The organism is Acidocella aminolytica 101 = DSM 11237 (assembly GCF_900129125.1).
GTDB lineage: Bacteria > Pseudomonadota > Alphaproteobacteria > Acetobacterales > Acetobacteraceae > Acidocella > Acidocella aminolytica.
The window spans coordinates 1-16,805 of the sequence record NZ_FQVJ01000057.1; the positions used below are offsets into that span (position 1 = coordinate 1).

The 16,805-nt window shown below is 62.2% G+C and carries 20 protein-coding genes; 9 read left to right on the forward strand and 11 right to left on the reverse strand.

The genetic code is table 11. From position 1 onward, the window contains the following. Window positions 1-462 (forward strand): cupin domain-containing protein (locus tag BUB54_RS18365; protein ID WP_139284997.1); only part of this gene is annotated, 462 nt, incomplete at its 5' end. Here BUB54_RS18365 and BUB54_RS18370 read toward each other — a convergent pair. Then, window positions 459-743 (reverse strand): BolA family protein, encoded by a 285-nt coding sequence (locus tag BUB54_RS18370; RefSeq protein ID WP_048880569.1) that lies wholly within the window; start codon window positions 741-743, stop codon window positions 459-461. The two genes, BUB54_RS18365 and BUB54_RS18370, sit on opposite strands and share 4 nt — an antisense overlap. 88 nt (window positions 744-831) lie before the next feature. Between BUB54_RS18370 and BUB54_RS18375 the strand changes: the two genes are divergently transcribed. From BUB54_RS18375 to cobT, 3 genes are read left to right on the forward strand one after another with little or no spacing between them, the layout of a single operon-like run. After that, window positions 832-1,437: a J domain-containing protein gene (locus BUB54_RS18375; protein ID WP_048880568.1), complete on the forward strand. Its 606-nt coding sequence runs from the start codon at window positions 832-834 to the stop codon at window positions 1,435-1,437. A gap of 60 nt (window positions 1,438-1,497) precedes the next feature. Then, complete coding sequence (gene cobS / locus BUB54_RS18380; protein WP_048880567.1) at window positions 1,498-2,505, forward strand: cobaltochelatase subunit CobS; 1,008 nt, start codon at window positions 1,498-1,500, stop codon at window positions 2,503-2,505. Between the two features lie 6 nt (window positions 2,506-2,511). Beyond that, window positions 2,512-4,386, forward strand: a complete 1,875-nt coding sequence (gene cobT, locus BUB54_RS18385; RefSeq protein ID WP_048880566.1) for a cobaltochelatase subunit CobT — start codon at window positions 2,512-2,514, stop codon at window positions 4,384-4,386. Window positions 4,387-4,425: 39 nt separating this feature from the next. Here the strand turns inward: cobT and BUB54_RS18390 are convergent, their stop codons facing one another. From BUB54_RS18390 to BUB54_RS18400, 3 genes are read right to left on the reverse strand one after another with little or no spacing between them, the layout of a single operon-like run. Next, the gene (locus BUB54_RS18390) at window positions 4,426-4,797 is read right to left on the reverse strand and encodes a tRNA-binding protein (protein ID WP_048880565.1); all 372 of its coding nucleotides are present in this window, start codon (window positions 4,795-4,797) and stop codon (window positions 4,426-4,428) included. Between the two features lie 32 nt (window positions 4,798-4,829). Next, window positions 4,830-5,531, reverse strand: coding sequence for an energy transducer TonB (locus tag BUB54_RS18395; RefSeq protein ID WP_048880564.1), 702 nt, complete (start codon window positions 5,529-5,531; stop codon window positions 4,830-4,832). Window positions 5,532-5,538: 7 nt separating this feature from the next. Next, window positions 5,539-6,438: a cation diffusion facilitator family transporter gene (locus BUB54_RS18400; RefSeq protein ID WP_048880563.1), complete on the reverse strand. Its 900-nt coding sequence runs from the start codon at window positions 6,436-6,438 to the stop codon at window positions 5,539-5,541. 151 nt (window positions 6,439-6,589) lie between these two features. Between BUB54_RS18400 and BUB54_RS18405 the strand changes: the two genes are divergently transcribed. After that, complete coding sequence (locus BUB54_RS18405; RefSeq protein ID WP_048880562.1) at window positions 6,590-7,678, forward strand: transporter; 1,089 nt, start codon at window positions 6,590-6,592, stop codon at window positions 7,676-7,678. 2 nt (window positions 7,679-7,680) lie between these two features. On the opposite strand, the gene BUB54_RS18410 is transcribed toward BUB54_RS18405, so the two are convergent. Next, window positions 7,681-9,081, reverse strand: a complete 1,401-nt coding sequence (locus BUB54_RS18410) for a helix-turn-helix domain-containing protein (protein ID WP_175556548.1) — start codon at window positions 9,079-9,081, stop codon at window positions 7,681-7,683. Between the two features lie 127 nt (window positions 9,082-9,208). Between BUB54_RS18410 and prpC the strand changes: the two genes are divergently transcribed. Genes prpC through BUB54_RS18425 form a run of 3 tightly spaced genes read left to right on the forward strand, consistent with a single transcriptional unit; the run spans window position 9,209 to window position 11,817 of the window. Then, window positions 9,209-10,357 (forward strand): bifunctional 2-methylcitrate synthase/citrate synthase, encoded by a 1,149-nt coding sequence (gene prpC, locus BUB54_RS18415; RefSeq protein WP_048880560.1) that lies wholly within the window; start codon window positions 9,209-9,211, stop codon window positions 10,355-10,357. A 10-nt stretch (window positions 10,358-10,367) separates the two neighbouring features. Continuing rightward, on the forward strand, window positions 10,368-11,285 hold the full coding sequence (prpB, locus tag BUB54_RS18420) for a methylisocitrate lyase (RefSeq protein WP_048880559.1): 918 nt from the start codon (window positions 10,368-10,370) through the stop codon (window positions 11,283-11,285). A 52-nt stretch (window positions 11,286-11,337) separates the two neighbouring features. Further along, window positions 11,338-11,817 (forward strand): Fur family transcriptional regulator, encoded by a 480-nt coding sequence (locus tag BUB54_RS18425; RefSeq protein ID WP_048880558.1) that lies wholly within the window; start codon window positions 11,338-11,340, stop codon window positions 11,815-11,817. Here BUB54_RS18425 and BUB54_RS18430 read toward each other — a convergent pair. The 6 genes from BUB54_RS18430 to BUB54_RS18455 all read right to left on the reverse strand — a co-directional run bounded on the left by BUB54_RS18430 (window position 11,804) and on the right by BUB54_RS18455 (window position 16,241). Further along, window positions 11,804-12,574, reverse strand: a complete 771-nt coding sequence (locus tag BUB54_RS18430) for a metal ABC transporter permease (protein WP_048880557.1) — start codon at window positions 12,572-12,574, stop codon at window positions 11,804-11,806. The genes BUB54_RS18425 and BUB54_RS18430 overlap by 14 nt on opposite strands. Then, entirely contained in the window at window positions 12,571-13,398 is an 828-nt protein-coding gene (locus tag BUB54_RS18435) for a metal ABC transporter permease (protein ID WP_048880556.1), read from the reverse strand. Before BUB54_RS18435 ends, BUB54_RS18430 begins: the two co-directional genes overlap by 4 nt. Continuing rightward, window positions 13,398-14,183: a metal ABC transporter ATP-binding protein gene (locus BUB54_RS18440; RefSeq protein ID WP_048880555.1), complete on the reverse strand. Its 786-nt coding sequence runs from the start codon at window positions 14,181-14,183 to the stop codon at window positions 13,398-13,400. Before BUB54_RS18440 ends, BUB54_RS18435 begins: the two co-directional genes overlap by 1 nt. Next, window positions 14,180-15,052: a metal ABC transporter solute-binding protein, Zn/Mn family gene (locus BUB54_RS18445; protein ID WP_048880554.1), complete on the reverse strand. Its 873-nt coding sequence runs from the start codon at window positions 15,050-15,052 to the stop codon at window positions 14,180-14,182. Before BUB54_RS18445 ends, BUB54_RS18440 begins: the two co-directional genes overlap by 4 nt. Window positions 15,053-15,118: 66 nt before the next feature. Next, window positions 15,119-15,769, reverse strand: a complete 651-nt coding sequence (locus BUB54_RS18450; protein WP_048880553.1) for a helix-turn-helix domain-containing protein — start codon at window positions 15,767-15,769, stop codon at window positions 15,119-15,121. A gap of 73 nt (window positions 15,770-15,842) precedes the next feature. After that, window positions 15,843-16,241 (reverse strand): response regulator transcription factor, encoded by a 399-nt coding sequence (locus tag BUB54_RS18455; RefSeq protein WP_048880552.1) that lies wholly within the window; start codon window positions 16,239-16,241, stop codon window positions 15,843-15,845. A gap of 220 nt (window positions 16,242-16,461) precedes the next feature. Between BUB54_RS18455 and BUB54_RS18460 the strand changes: the two genes are divergently transcribed. Continuing rightward, window positions 16,462-16,805: transporter substrate-binding domain-containing protein (locus BUB54_RS18460; protein ID WP_139284998.1), on the forward strand; the 344-nt coding region annotated here is incomplete at its 3' end.

Here is a 16,805-nt window from a genome sequence, read left to right on the forward strand (position 1 = left end):
AAGGACCTCGTGGTTGTCACCACCCAGGACGCGGTGCTGGTGGCGCATAAAAGCGAGGCCCAGAACGTAAAGAAAATCGTGGACAAACTGAAGGTCCAGAAACGCCCCGAGGCCGAGAGCCACAACCGCACCTACCGGCCCTGGGGCTTTTATGAAAGCCTGATCCAGGGCGACCGTTTTCAGGTGAAACGGATTGTGGTCTGGCCGGGGCGGCAACTGTCGCTCCAGAAGCATTTTCATCGCGCCGAGCATTGGGTGGTGGTGGCCGGCTCCGCGCTCGTCACCCGCGATGAGGAGGAAATTCTCGTGCGGGAGAATGAGAGCGTTTACCTGCCGCTGGGCTGCGTGCACCGGCTGGATAATCCGGGGCGGATTCCGCTCACTCTCATCGAGGTGCAGTCCGGCGCTTATCTCGGTGAGGATGACATCGTGCGGCTAGAGGATAATTACGGCCGCAATTAAGTGGCCGTTTCCTCAGGCGTGCGCAGCGTGAGCGAAAGCGCATGCAGGCCGATGGAAAACTCCCCGGCCAGCGCCTCATTCACCGCGCGCTGGCGGGCCAGGCGGCTCTGCCCGGCAAAGGCGGCAGCCACCATGGTCACGCGGTAATGCGTCTCACCCACCGGCACGCCGTTACGTCCGGCATGGCTGGCATGGCGGCGGCTTTCATCCTCAATCTCCAAAAAGACCGGCTGAAACGCCGCTTCCAGCGCAGCTTTTATCCGTTCAACCCTATTTGTCATCGTCAACTCCGCTATCAGTCACGCACCGCACGCATGACAGCCATATTGGCTTGTTGCGATACGGCGCCTCAACGCGCACATTAGGCCCATGATGCCTTCCGACGACAAGCCGCAATCACGGCGACGCGCCTATGCGCCAGACCCAGGCGCCACAGGCCAGCCTTGCGACCGCCCAGGTTGTGAGCTGGCTGGTGAATATCGCGCTCCCAAATCCCGCGCGGCGCTGCGCGATTTCCACTGGTTCTGCCTGGAGCATGTGCGCGAGTACAATGCCTCCTGGGACTACTATAAAGGCATGTCGGCAGACGAGATTGAAGCCGAGGCCCGGTCTGATTCCTCCTGGCAGCGCCCAACTTGGCCGCTGGGCCAAAACGGACAGGCCGCGCGGATGGAAGAAGCTGTACGGGCCGAGCTGCATGCCTTCGCCTTCGGCACGCGCCCCAAAAAGCCCCAATCCCAGGACACACCGCCAGAACTGCGCGAGCCGCTAGAGGTTTTTGGGCTGACTTGGCCGGTGACGCTGGACGTTGTGAAAACCCGCTATAAAGAGCTCGCCAAACGCCACCACCCGGATGCCAACCAGGGCGACCGGGGGGCTGAGGAGACTTTAAAGACAATCAACCTTGCCTATGCGGCGCTTCGTGGCAAACTGGCCGCAACCGCCCGCCCGGAAGCGCAAGCCGCGACCTCCTGAAGGCCGTCTCCGGGTCAGGCCCCAAGCGCCGGAACGCGCGAATGATTAGGAATGGATTGGATGAACGACGCCGTGACAGCCGAAAAACGCTCCCTGCCGACCTCGGCGATTGATCTGCCGGACACCACGGTGAAGGCACGCGAAGTTTTCGGCATCGATACCGATATGGAGGTACCTGCTTTCTCCACCCGCACAGAGCATGTGCCGGAGATCGACGAGACCTATAAATTCGACCGTGAAACCACTCTGGCGATTCTGGCGGGCTTTGCCTTTAACCGCCGCGTGATGATTCAAGGTTATCACGGCACTGGCAAATCCACCCATATCGAGCAGGTGGCCGCACGCCTCAACTGGCCCTGCATCCGCGTGAATCTGGACAGCCATATCAGCCGTATCGACCTCGTCGGCAAGGATGCGATCGTGCTGAAGGACGGCAAGCAGGTCACTGAATTCCGCGAAGGCATTCTCCCCTGGGCACTACAACATGCCTGCGCCCTGGTGTTCGACGAATATGACGCGGGCCGCCCGGATGTGATGTTCGTAATCCAGCGCGTACTGGAAGTGGAAGGCAAGCTGACGCTGCTGGACCAGAACCGCGTCATCCGCCCTCACCCGGCTTTCCGTTTGTTCGCCACCGCCAACACGGTGGGATTGGGCGATACCACGGGACTTTATCATGGCACCCAGCAGATCAATCAGGGCCAGATGGACCGCTGGAACATCGTCGCCACGCTGAACTACCTGCCGCACACGCAGGAAGTGTCTATTGTGATGGCGAAGATGGGCTACGACCCCAAGGACGAAGCGGCGAAAAAGCGCGTCGGCGCCATGGTGGCGTTGGCGGATCTGACCCGTGCGGGCTTTATCGCGGGCGATCTCTCCACCGTCATGTCCCCGCGCAGTGTGATCACCTGGGCGGAAAATGCGCGTATCTTCGGGGATATCGGCTTTGCCTTCCGCCTTACCTTCCTGAACAAATGCGACGAGGCGGAGCGGCAAACAGTGGCCGAATATTACCAGCGCTGCTTCAATGAAGAGATCCCGACCGGCCTGCGCCAGAGCGCCTGAGGCACCATGAGCGGCAAGGACCAAGGCAAGGCGGAGGATTTCAAGCGCGCGACGGCAGGCACGTTGCGCGCCATGGCGGCCACCGCCGACGTGCAGGTAGCGTATCAGCCTGGCCCCTCGGGGCTGGCTGGCAAGCGGGCGCGGCTGCCTGCCCCGTCCCGCGCGCTCGCCGGGCCGGAAGTGGCTAAGCTGCGCGCCGCTGCGGACTCCATAGCCCTGCGGCTGCGTTACCATGATGACGGGCTGCATAACGCCCGCGCCCCACATTCACGCGAGGCCAAGGAAGCATTCGACGCACTGGAACAGGCGCGGGTCGAAATTGTCGGCTCGGAATATATGGCGGGCGTGGCCGCTAATCTGCGCCGCCAGCTTGGCGAACAATGCGAGCAGCAAGGGCTGGACAATGTTACCGCGCGCGACCAACTGCCGCTTTCCACCGCCCTGTCCCTGCTGGCGCGGGAGCGAATGGACCCGGCCTCCGTCCCTGAATCCGCCAAGGCGGCGTTGAAGCTCTGGCACGGCACGCTGGGCCAGGATGCGGAAACCGCACTGACCGACCTTGCCGTTGCGCGGGATAATCAGGCCGATTTCATCACCGCCGCGCGCAAGCTGCTGGCGGCGGTTGAACTGGCCGAGGGTGAGGCTGAACCCGGGGACGAGGAAGAGTCCGAGCAGGAATCCGAGGGCGGTGAACAAACGCCCCAGCAGAATAACTCCCAGGACAGCCAGGGCGAATCCCAGCAGCAGGACGCGCCTATGCTGGCTTCCGCCCCGGAGATGGCCGAATCCGAAAGCGCCGACGAGCCAGGGGAAGAAGGAGACAATGCCGAGGACACCAGCGCCGATGACGGCGAGTCCCCGGCGGGCCCGCAACAGCGCCGTACCCCGCCCTCGGGCAATGACAGTACGGCCTACCGCGCCTTCACCCGCACCTTTGATGAGGAGGTGGAAGCCGAGGATCTGTGTGATCCGGACGAACTGGGCCGCCTGCGTATGCAGCTGGACCAGCAGCTCCAGCATTTGCAGGCCGTGGTCTCCAAACTCGCCAACCGCCTGCAGCGCCGCCTGCTGGCCCAGCAAACCCGCGCATGGGAGTTCGACCTGGAGGAAGGGCTTCTGGACACGGCCCGGCTTTCACGCATCATCGCCGACCCGTTTCTCGCCCTCACCTACAAGCGCGAGCGCGATACGGATTTCCGGGACACGGTGGTGACGCTGCTGATCGATAATTCCGGCTCCATGCGCGGGCGGCCGATTACAGTGGCGGCCATGTGCGGGGATATTCTCGCCCGCACGCTGGAGCGTTGCGCCGTGAAGGTTGAGGTTCTGGGCTTCACCACCCGCGCCTGGAAAGGCGGGCAAAGCCGCGAGGCCTGGGTGCAGGCCGGCAAACCGCCACATCCTGGGCGGCTGAATGATCTGCGGCACATTATCTACAAAGCCGCCGACACTCCTTGGCGGCGGGCCCGCAAAAATCTTGGACTGATGCTGCGCGAGGGGCTGCTGAAAGAGAATATCGACGGCGAAGCACTGCTCTGGGCCTATCGCCGGCTGCTCAGCCGGCCTGAGCACCGGAGGATTCTCATGGTGATATCAGACGGCGCCCCGGTGGATGACAGCACGCTCTCCGTTAATCACGGCAATTATCTGGAACGCCATCTGCGCGACGTGATCCGTGAGATCGAGGCGCGCGATGCGGTGGAACTGGTGGCGATCGGCATTGGCCATGACGTGACGCGCTACTACCGCCGCGCCGTGACCATTGTGGATGCCGAGGAGCTAGGCGGCACGATGATGCGCAAGCTTACGGAATTGTTCGACGAGGATGAAGCCGCCGCTTGGTCGCGCTTCGCCAGCCGCCAAGCCACGCTTGTCGCTTAGGCTCAGGGGCCGCCTTGCACAAGCGGCCCCTGCCCTCTTTTAAAACAGCCGCGCGCCATTCGGCACGATCCGGTCCGGCGCGAACAACACCACCTCACCATCCTCATCCGGGAAGCCTAAAGTCAGCACCTCGGACATGAATTTGCCGATCTGCCGGGGCGGAAAATTCACCACCGCCGCCACCTGACGCCCCACCAGCTCCTCCAGCGAGTAATGTTTGGTGATCTGCGCGCTGGAGCGCTTCACCCCAATCCCAGGACCAAAATCGATGCTCAGCTTATAAGCGGGCTTGCGCGCCTCCGGATAGGGTTCAGCCGTCACCACCGTGCCGACGCGGATATCCACTTTGAGGAACTGCTCAAAATCAATCTGCGCCGCCGCGGGCGCCTCGTGCGGATGTAAAAGATGCATGCGCAAACCCTAACACCTCTTCCCCCGCCCGGCTAATGCGGCACAAACTCCACATGGAACGTAACGACAAACGGCACCGCCACCTTGCCGCGCGTGGCGGGATGGTAACGCCAGCCCAACGCCGCCGCGCGCACGCTGGCATCAAGGTCCGCATAGCCACTGCTCTGGGTTAGCTGGAAACGCCGCACCCGCCCATCTGCGCCAAGATACAACTTGAACCGCACCACCCCGCGCTCCCCTGCGGCAATGGCGGCCTGCGGATAATCCGGCGCCCGGTTATCCGCGAAGGGCACCGCCGGGTGCAGCACCTCCACCGCTTGCGATGATGTTTCCCGCGCCTGTACCGCCATCTGACGAGGCGCTGCTTGCGGCATCGGTGGTGGCAGCGGCAAGGGGGCGGCGGGCAGGGGTGATGGCGGCGGCGGCAGGGGCAAAGGCGGCTGGCTCTCAGCCTGCTTTGGCGCGGGCGGATGAACCAAGGGGGCTGTGGTTTCCGGGACAATATTGATCACCACCTGCTCCGGCGGCGGGTGCGGCAGATGGATTGTCCCCGCCAGAAAAACACCTCCCACCAATGCCAGATGCGCCACCCCGGCCCACCAAGCAGGACGCCATGGCCAGTGCTGCTGCCGCCGCCAGTCCGGCACCAGCCTGTCCGCGACGGTGGCGCGCAAAAACATGCGCGGCGACCCGGCCAGCTGGGCAGCAGAAAAGCTCACAGCCGGGCCGGTCATGCGCGCCTCACCTCACCAATATACCTTCGTGCTTCGCCTTCGATTCGGGTTCGACATGAATAGTGATCACCACGCCCGGCAATTCCTGCTTCATCGCCCGTTCAATCCGGTCGCAGATCTCATGCGCTTCATCCACGCTCATCCGCCCCGGCACGACGAGATGAAACTCCAAAAAGCTCGACCGCCCCGCCTGACGCATTCTGAAATCATGCGCCTCGATCGCGCCTGCCCCGTGCTCGCGGACCATCTCCTCCATCCGTGCGGTCACGTCAGGCGGCGGCGCTTCGTCCAGCAGGCCGCTGATTGATGCCATAATGGTTTTGCTGCCCATCCATGTGATCTGCCCGGCAATCACCAGCGCCACCAGCGGGTCTAGCACTGGCCAGCCCAACAGCCCCGCTGCCAGCATCGCAACAAGCACACCGATGGTGGTCAGCACATCGCTGAACAAATGCTGGGCATCCGCCGCCAGAGCGGGGGAGCGCGCGCGCCTTGCCGTATGTTGCAAATAAAGCGCCCACAGTAGATTAAATACGCCCGCGAACGCATTCAGCACCAAGCCCAACCCCAAACCACCAACCAGCTTCAGCAAGGGTTTGGGGTGCAGTATCTCCATCCCGGCACGCTGAAAAATCACCAGCGCCGCAACCAGAATCATCGCCCCCGTGGCCACGGCGCTAATTAACTCCGCCTTGGCATGGCCATATTGGTGCGTGTCATCCGCCGGCTTGGCGCCGATATGCAACGCATACAGCGCAATCCCGGAGGAAAGGATATTCACGATGCTTTCAAGCGCGTCTGAAAAAAGCGCGGTGCTGCCGCTGACTTCCGCGGCCGCCAATTTACAGGCCAGCACCAGAACGCCCACAGCAATGCTGACCGCCGCGATTTTAAATACCGAATTCACGCCCCTAGCTACCAGGGCTTAACTTCGCGGCGCAATAATCGATCATCATTTGGATGAATCGATTCTCATCTATATCTCGTCCGGGTTAATATTCTATAATAGACGTACAATATTGCTAACAGCAAACAAAGGCGTGGGAGTTTTGGGATCAATGACGCGGATCAGGCCAATCGCCGCCGCTATTTTCGGCGCAGGGCTTTGGCTCTCGGCTATGGCTGCCCATGCGTCCGACCCATGGCCGGACGAAGCGATCCAGCCCCCGCCCAACACAAACATCGTACTGTACTACAACGCCTTCACCATGGCCGGGTCCTATGGCACCACGAAGGGCGTGGTTGAAAACCACAATACCCGGGTGAATGTGGATTTGCAGGCGCTGCGCTACATTCACACCTTCAACGTCCAGGGCGTGCTGGCGGGGGTGCAGCTTTACGTGCCTTATGTCAGCTTCATCGGGAATCAGAGGCTGGGCATCGACAATATCCCCGCCCCGCAAGGTATGCCACCCGGCGCGCCAGCCTATGGGCCGGGGCGTGAAACCCTCAGCGCGGCCAGCGGTTTCGGCCAGCCGAGCTTTGGCGCGTTTGTGTTTCCATTCTTCAACCAAAGCACTAGCACCGGGCTGGTGCTCGGCGCCTGGATCTCCCCGCCCGTTAGCAGCTACGACAAAAACGCAGCCCTCAACTACTCCCAAAATCTATGGACAGGGGAGCTTGAGGCCGGGTTCCGCACCACCTTGCTTGGCCAGCCGGGGGGCCGTAATCTGGCGCTCTCAGTCTGGGGAGAAACCTATTTCTACGGCAGCAATGGTGATGCCGGGCTGGTCTCCCCCGCCATCTCGGCCAATGACATCCCGTCGGATTACGGCTTTTATCACCAGCTGAATCCTGCGGTGCCCGCCAACAACCCATTGCGGCCACAAAGCGTCAAGCCCGCCACATTCTCGATGCAGCCGACCGAGGAGTTGCGGGTTTATCTGCCCTATCAATTCTATCCCAAATCGCGGGCCTTCATTTCACCTGGGTTTTATCAATCGTTCGGCGGCAAGGGCATCTATACCCTGCCTGACGGCACCAAGCTCGATTCTGGCACCCGTACGGATGAAACGCAGCTACGGCTGATCGTCTCCACCTTCCTGACACCGCATTGGCAGCTCGCTTTGAATGGCGAATATGACGTGATGGCCCATGGCGGGCCGCTTTACCGGACCATTGAACTGCGGATCGGCGCGGCGTTCTAGCCTCAGCCTTTCAGCCGGTACGGCACCACGCCTCGCGCCGCCGTGCCGTTATCCAGCGCCGTGCCCATCGGCGGCACGGAGCGATGGCGGCAATTCGTCCGCTCACAAGCACGGCAGCCAGGGCCTATCGGGTCCGCCGCGTCCGGGCGGGACAAGTCCAGCCCGGACGCGTAAACGGTCTTGACCGCGTGGCCAATCTCGCAGCCCAACACCACCGCCACGGCGCGGGGCCGGGCAAGATAAGATCCGCCGCCCCGCCCCACCGTGCGGGCGATGTTAAGGTAGGTGACATCGTCGGGCGTGCGGGCCAACTGCACCAGAATTTCGCCAGGCTGGGTGAAGGCGCGATAGACATTCCAGAGTGGACAAGGCCCGCCAAATTGCGCGAACTGAAAGCGCGTAGCGGAAGAGCGTTTAAGCACATTCCCGGCAATATCGGTTTTGGCGAAATAAAACGGAATCCCCGGCAGGTCTGGCCGCTGCATGGTGGAAAGCCGGTGACAGACCTGCTCAAAACTCGCTCCGAACTGGCGTTGCAGCCGCTGGATATCGTACCGCACCGCCTGCGCCGCCTCATGAAACCGCCGGTACGGCAACATCAGTGCCCCCGCGAAGTAATTGGCCAGCGCCATGCGCGCCAGCCCGCGCGTTTCCTCGGACGAAAAACGGTGCCGCTTCAGTTCCGCCTCGATCACCCCTTGCTGCTCCAATTGGCCAATCACATGCGCCAGCCAGAACACCTCACTCTCCGGCGCGGCATCGCCGGTGACATACAGCTTTCCCGCCTGACGGCTAAGGCGCCAGAACATGCCCTCCTCCAGCAGCCCTGGCGCTTCACTCACTGAAATACCGTGCGCGTCGCGCAAATGCCGCCGGAAATCCTCCCGCAGCGTAAGCGGCTGAAAGCCTCGCACCTCGAACAACGCCTCCGCCGCGCGGTCGAGCGTCTCGAAATGGTTGCGGCGGGACTGCACCCAGTCGCGTACCTCGTCATAAGGGAAAAGCGGCACTGCCCAAGCGTGCTGAAACGCCGCCTCACGCTGGGCGGCATAGGCGCGATAGAGCGTCATGAACGCCTCGCTCAACACCGGCGCGGCGCGGATCAAGGCCGTGACCTCCGCCGAGGCACCGGGAAAAGCGCGGAAAAGCGGGTCTGCCAAATCCTCCCGCAGCTGCAATTCTCGCCGCGCTTCCTCCCCATCCTCGAAATAGGTTTTTTGCAAATCCAGCAAGGCGGCGGCGCGGGCCATTAGCCGGCGGGTCAAAGGTCGCTGGTCGCTTTCAATTTGGTTTAGATAGCTTGCTGAAATCTCAAGTTTTTCCGCCAGCTCGACCTGCTTCAGCCCGGCCTGCTCACGGGCTTGGCGCAGCCTTGGACCTGCAAAGATTTTTGGCTCTTTCACGGGGCTGAATTTTGCAAAATTTACAAAACCAGTCCAGCCCCTTTGCTTCATTCCGCACCACAACTTCTGGACGGCGGCGCATTGTGGGATATCCAGTGCCTTGCCTTCATGCAGGAGTCACACGCCAATGAACGAACAATCCAAGCTGCCGAAACCCAAGAAGTCCGTCGCCCTTTCCGGCGTGACCGCGGGCAATACCGCGCTCTGCACCGTGGGCCGCACCGGCAATGACCTGCATTACCGCGGCTATGACATTCTGGATTTCGCGGAGCGCAGCGAGTTCGAGGAAATCGCGCATCTGCTGGTGCATGGCACGCTGCCCAACGCGGCGGAGCTGAAAGCCTACAAGGCCAAGCTGAAAGCCCTGCGCGGCCTGCCCGCCGCCGCCAAAGCGGTTCTGGAGCAACTGCCCGCTAGCGCGCACCCGATGGATGTAATGCGCACTTACGCCTCCGCCCTGGGCACCATTCTGCCCGAAGTGCACAACCATAACCAGCCCGGCGCCAAGGACATTGCCGACCGGCTGATGGCCTCGTTCGGCTCCGCCCTGCTCTATTGGTATCATTACGCCACCAACGGCAAACGCATTGATGTGGAAACCGACGACGAAACCATCGGCGGGCATTTCCTGCATCTGCTGCACGGCAGGGCTCCATATGAAAGCTGGGTGCGCGCCATGCACACCTCGCTCATTCTCTATGCCGAGCATGAGTTCAACGCCTCCACCTTCACCGCGCGCGTGGTAGCGGGCACGGGGTCTGACTTTTATTCCTGCATCGCGGGCGCCATCGGCGCACTGCGCGGCGCCAAACATGGCGGCGCCAACGAGGTCGCGTTTGAAATCCAGAAACGCTACGCCAACCCGGACGAGGCCGAGGCCGATATCCGCGCGCGGATGGACCGCAAGGAAGTCATCATCGGCTTCGGCCACCCGGTTTATACCATCTCCGACCCGCGCAACGTGGTGATCAAGCGGGTCGCCAAGCAGCTTTCCGACGAAGCAAACTCCACGAAGATGTTCGACATCGCGGCGCGGATCGAGGCAGTGATGATGGACGCGAAAAAGATGTTCCCGAACCTGGATTGGTTCTCCGCCGTCTCTTACCACATGATGGGCGTGCCCACCGCCATGTTCACCCCGCTTTTCGTGATCTCCCGCACCTCCGGCTGGAGCGCCCATGTCATCGAGCAGCGCGTGGACGGCAAAATCATCCGCCCCTCGGCCAATTATACCGGACCGGAGGACCTCACATTCGTTCCCCTGGCAGAGCGTTAAGGACAAGACCATGACCTATCTCAGCGCCGACTCCTATTCTCACATTCCGGCGGGCGAACGCTTCCGCGCGCTACTGGCGCGCCCCGGCATTCTCGGCATTCCCGGCACCCATAACGGGCTGGCAGCACAGCAGGCCAAGGCGGCGGGGTTTGAGGCCGCTTACCTCTCAGGTGCCGCGATGACCGCCTCCATGGGCCTACCGGATCTAGGCATCATCACGGTGGATGAAGTCGCGTTTTTCATCCGCCAAGTGGCCCGCGCCTCCGGCCTGCCGGTGCTGGTGGATGGCGATACCGGCTATGGCGAAGCCCTGAACGTGATGCACATGGTGCGCACCTTTGAGGATGCGGGCGCCGCGGCGGTGCATCTGGAAGACCAGATCCTGCCCAAGAAATGCGGCCATCTGAACGACAAAAAGCTCGCACCGGCGCAGGACATGGCCGCCAAGGTCGCCGCCGCGCTCCATGCAAGACGCCACCTCTACATCATCGCCCGGACCGATGCCGCCGCCTCTGAAGGGCTGGACGGCGCTGTGGCTCGCGCCAAATTGTATATGGAAGCCGGAGCCGACGCGATCTTCCCCGAGGCGCTAAATACCGAGGAGATGTTCCGCGAATTCGCCAAGCGCCTGCCCGGCGTGCCGCTGCTCGCCAACATGACCGAGTTCGGCCGAACACCGTTCTACACCAAGGAACAGTTCCAGGATTTCGGCTATAAAATGATGATCTGGCCGGTGACCTCACTGCGCGTGGCCGCCCTGGCGCAGGAGAAGCTTTATAAATCCATCGCCCAGGATGGCGGCGCGCAGAATTGCGTGGACCAGATGCTGACCCGCAAGGATCTCTACGCCACCATCGACTATGCCGGGTTCGAGGCGCTGGACGCGACCATCGTGAAAACAGTCGTGCCGGAAGCCACGCCTGCCTAAACACGCCCAGCCATCGCTGGAAGTGGCGGCATGGATGGCCTAAATTGCCACCATGCCGCACGACGCCGCCTCCCATCATGACATTTCCGCCCGGCTACAAGCCGCCGCACAAGCCTGCGCCCAAAATGGCACGCAACTCACCGCCCTCCGGCGCGAGGTGCTGGAGCTGATTCTGCAAGCGCAAACGCCCGTTACGGCTTACCAGCTGCTTGACCAGCTCAAGCCCATCCGTAAATCCGCGGTGCCGCCCACCATCTACCGCTCGCTTGAGTTCCTGCTCGAAAATAAGCTGATCCATAAAATCGAGCGGCTGAACGCCTTTGTGCCCTGTGCCGAGGCCGACCATCACCACGCCGACGCGCAGTTTCTCATCTGCAAGAACTGCGGCGCAGTGATCGAGATTGAGGATTACGGCGTCTCTGAAGCGCTCGCCCAGGCCGCCGCGAAACATGGCTTTACCCCTAGCCGAGCGGTGGTGGAGGTGGATGGCCTTTGCGCCGCCTGCGCGGCCAAACCCGCTAAACAGGCTTAAGCCGCGCCAGCAAATAAAGCCCCGCCGCCCCCACGCCGGTAAAAAATCCAACTGGCCAGTTGCTCACATACGCCAGAGCCAGCGCGGCCCAGGCCAACGCCACGGCAAACAACATTGCCAAGGCCATCGCCCCGCCAGGCCGCGCACATAAAAGCGCCGCCGCCGCGCCCGGCCCCAGCATTAGACTGAACACCAGCAGCGCCCCCGTCACCGGCACGGCAAACCCCGCCGCCAAGGCCAGCAGGGCCAGGAACAGAAACTCCATCACGTCCGGCCGCCCGCCTTGCACGCGCATCAACTCCGGCGACAAGGCCGATAGGCTCAAAGGCCGCAGCCCCAGCCATAGCATGGCGGGCACGCATAGTCCGATCACGCACAACACCGGCAGATCCTGCCCCCCCAGCGCGAATACCTGCCCGAACAGCAGCCCATAAACCGACCCGGCATAATGACCGGACAAAGAGAGACACAGCGCCCCCACGGCCAGCAGCACGGAAAGCAGCAAAGCCGTTGCAGAATCACGCCGGGCGCGCCGCTGCATCAGCGCCAGCAGCCCAGCCCCACCCAGCGCAAAGCCGCCAAGCCCCACCCAAAGCGGAAACCCGAACAAAGCGGCCGCCGCCGCACCGGGAAAAGCCGCCATCGGCAAGGCGTGCGCGGCGAAGCCCGCGCGGCGGATGACCACAAACGCCCCCGCCGCCCCCGCCGCCAGCGCCACAAGACTCGCCGCCATCCAGATTTCCACCAGATAGCTCATGCCCGCCTCACCAGCCCAGCACCCACGTAAAATGCCAGTAGCAGCGCGACGATGAAGAAACTCACCGGCCAAGTATGGCCCGGCGTCCAGCCATAGGAGGCGTAAGCCAACGCCACCCCGCCCCAACAGGCTGCCAACCCCAGCGCCATGGAGAGCAGAATTGCCGCCGCCGTGCCGCGCGCCAGCCGCAACGCTGCGGCCGCCGGGCCAATCAGCAAAGCCGTCGCCAGAATGGCCCCCACGGTGATCGCGGCGAGGGTTACCCCCAACGCCAGCAAGCCCAAAAACACCCCCCCCAGCCCGCGCACCGGCACATGGACCACGCGCGCTAACTCCTGGTCCAGCGAGGCCAGCAGCAAGGGTCGCGCGATACAGGCCAGCGCCACCAAACTCCCCGCCGCCAGCAAACAAGCGCAGAGCGCAATGCCGGGCGGTGCGGCGAACATCGCCCCGAACATCACCGCCTGCGCCGCCCCCGCCGCGCCATGGCCGGTAATACAAAAATGCAGCAGCAGCGCCGTAACCCCGAGCCCAGCGCCAAGCAAAATGCCGGCCGCCTCATCCCGCGCGGCGGCGCTGCGCCTCTGTAACAGTTCCAGCATCCCCACCCCGGCAATGCCGAAAAGCAAAAACCCAAGCAGCGGCGACAACCCGAACAACAAGCTCCCCGCTCCGCCCGCGCTGCTTACATCCGCCAGCGCGTGCCCCGCAAAAGCCTGTCCGCGCAGCACCGTAAATATTCCCAGCGCCCCGCACAGCAAAGACGCCGCACCGCTCAGCAGCAGCGCCGTCTGTACCGGTCCGCTCAGAAAAAACGCCAGCATCAGGGAATCGCCGTCACATGCACGAGGTCATGGCGATGGTCATGTCCCTCCCCGCCCGCGACCACGAGAATCCGCCCATGCACGCCGATAACATCGATATGGTGGCCATAAAGCGCCGAAAGCACCTCGGTCCGCACCACCTCCCGCACCGTTCCGCAAATCGCCTTGCCGCCCGCGACGTAGAGTATCCGGTCCATCACCGGCAGCAGCGGATTCATGTCATGGGCGGAGAGCAGCACGGTCACCCCGCGCTCCCGACACAGCCGCTTGAGCAACGCCACAATCTCCGCCGCTGCTTTGATGTCCAGATTGGCCAGCGGCTCGTCCAGCAGCAGCAAATCGGGTGCGCGCACCAGCGCATGGGCAATCAACACACGTTGCTGTTGCCCACCGGAAAGCCGCCCGACGCGCTGCCTAGCAAACCCCTCAGCCTCCACGGCGCGCAACGCCGCCTCCACCGCCGCCGCACGCTTGGCGCCGGGCAAGGCGAAGCCGAATTTATGCCCATCCAGCCCCAGTGCCACAAAATCCTGCGCCCGCACCGGCAGATCCGGCTCCAGCTGGATTTTCTGCGGGACATAGCCAACGAGCCCATTCACCTGAATGCGCCCTTGCGCGGGCAACAGCCCCAGAATGGCGCGCAGCAGCGTCGTCTTACCCGCGCCGTTGGAGCCGATCAGCCCGCAAAACGCGCCACGCGGCAGGCCAAACCCGATGTGCCGCAACACCTCCCGCCCCCCTTGGGCGACGGACAATTCCGAAACCTCCAGCGCGAGGCCGCTCACCGCGCGCTGGCCGCCAAAGCTTGCTTCAGGGCGGTGGTGGTTTGCAGCATCCAGTCCTGGTAGGTTTTGGCGCTGGCGGGCATCAACTCATAAACAGGCAAAACCTGCACGTTATGGGTTTTGGCCAGCATCAGCAGCATCTGGGTCTGCGGGTCCGTCACTTGGTCATTATAAGCGAACACGCGCACTTTACGGTCTTTCAGCAATGCTTCCTCCGTCGCCACGTCCTGCGGGGACGGGTCGGTATCATTCATCACCGACAGCTCGAACGAGAAAGGCGTCATGATCTTCAGTCCAGTTTCCTGCAGAAGATAATCCGCCACCGGCTCCGTCACCGCAACAGGCGCGCCCGCATATTCCGCCTTCACCGCGGCGATTTCCGCTTTCCAAGGCACCAAAGAGGCATCGAATTTTTTCAGATTGGTCTCATACGCGGCCTTATGGGCAGGGTCTTTGGCTTCAAAAAAAGCCGCCGCCGCCGCCGCCACGGCGGGCATGGTATCCGTGCGGTACCAGAGATGCGGGTTCGGCGTGGAAGCCGGCAAATGCAGTAATGTCTGCGCGCTCAGCACCGTGGCGTGGGTGCCGTACAGCATTTGCGTAGCCCAGGAATCATAGCCCAGCCCGTTTTCCACCACCAGATCCGCCTGATGGAACGTCCGCTCCACGCTGGGCGTGACCTCAAACTCATGCGGGTCGGTATTCGGGTTGGACTGGATGGACGTTACCTTCACATAAGGCCCACCAATCTGCGACAGCACATTGGCATATTGGCTCTCCAGCCCCACGGCGCTTAGAACGGGCTGCGCCATGGTCATGTGCCCCACCAACGCCAAAACAGCGCCCAGCCCCAAACGATATCGATTCATTCCATCCAACTCCCTGCGATGCCGGATGGATTGATATATTATATCATTTCATAGGTCCAGAGCCATTCATCCGCAAAGCGCGGCCAACCCCCGGCGACTCACGATACGAATGCGGCGGGCAGCTATCAATTTCACAGCGCCCTCTTTTTCAAGCTGCGCCATGGTGCGGGAGACGGTCTCGACCGTCAGCCCCAGATAATCTGCGATGTCATGCCTAGCCATTAGCAATTCCAGCACTTCACCCTGCTGGTTGGCGGACATTTCCAGCAAAAACGCCGCCAACTTCTGCCCAGCGCTGCAACGGCCCAAAAGCTGCGCATGGGCCTGGGCATGAGCCAGAGAGCGCATGGCGTAATGGCACAGCTGGGCGGCATCGGCGCCGCTTTCCAGGCCGGGGCGGCGCAGCTTCACCAACGTACAGGCGGTCACGGCCTCAACCGAGAGCTGATGCTCCCCGCCCAGCTCAAACCCAAACACATCACCGGGACGGTAAAAAGCATCAATATGCCGGCGGCCATCGGCCATGAATTTACAGCCGCGCGCCATGCCGCTCACAAGCCTGTACATCCAGCCGGCCTCGTCTCCCTCGGAAAGAATGCTTTCATCTGCCGTGAAATGCAAAAGCGCCTGCACCTCGGCAAAAGCGGGCCTCATCAGCCCAGGCGGCATCATGCCCGTCTCGTAACCTGCTTTTTGTAGCATCATGGTGGCAGACATCAGCAGCTCCCCGCGTTGAAATGACGATGGCTGCGTAGCCTGCCCGCGCGGGCCGCGATATTCGGTTTGTTCCTTAAGTATTTATACTTAGGCGCTGCTCACGCCCCGGCATCCGGCTTAGAATTGCCTCCACCAGGGCGTTGTCCAGCACCGGCTTCTCAAACACGCGCCACACGCCCGCCTCCTCGGCCCGTTTGCGCAAGGCTGGGGTTAGCTTCCCAGTCAGCAGAATAGCCGCCCCTTGCGCCCCCAACCTGCGCGCGACCATCAGCAACGCGCACCCATCCTGGCCGCACGAATTATCTTCCAGCACCAGACAATGCGCCGCCGCCAACCCGGGCGCGGCCAAAAACGCCTCGGGGTGCGTGCTGACGGCACTTTCAATGCCTTCCAGCGTCAGTACAAAGCGCAAAGACTGACCGATCGACTCATCGCCCGCGCAAATCAGAACAAAAGGCCTCGACCGGGCCATGAAATTTCCTCTTCGTCCACCTAACCAAAGTGCCGCCTGAACAGGCAGATAGCCGCCCGACCCTAAGCGATTGCGGCAAGGCTGCCTTGATACAACGCAACTTCACGGCTTTTTGTTGGTGTAATTCTGACATTGCGCTGAGTTTTTAATCGGGTAATGTCACTCAATCCGCAACCTGGCGAAGGCAGGCCTGGGCGGTCTCATCAACACGGGAGACAACATGAAAAAATTCCTTGCACCGGCTCTCGCCGCGGTTTGCATCCTCGGCATGGCAGTGCCGGTGGCCGCGTCCGCCAAAGATCTGACAGAAATCAAATTTGGGGTTGATGCCACATACCCGCCCTTCGAGTCGCTGTCCCCGTCCGGTCAGTTCCAAGGGTTTGATATCGATCTCGGCAAGGCGATCTGCCACGAGCTGAAAGTGAAATGCGTCTTCGTCAGCCAGTCTTTTGACGGCATCATCCCCGCCCTAAAGGCCCGGAAGTTCGACGCCATTCTCTCCTCCATGACCGTTACGCCCGAGCGCGCCAAGCAGGTTAACTTCTCCTCCGAGATGTATGATGA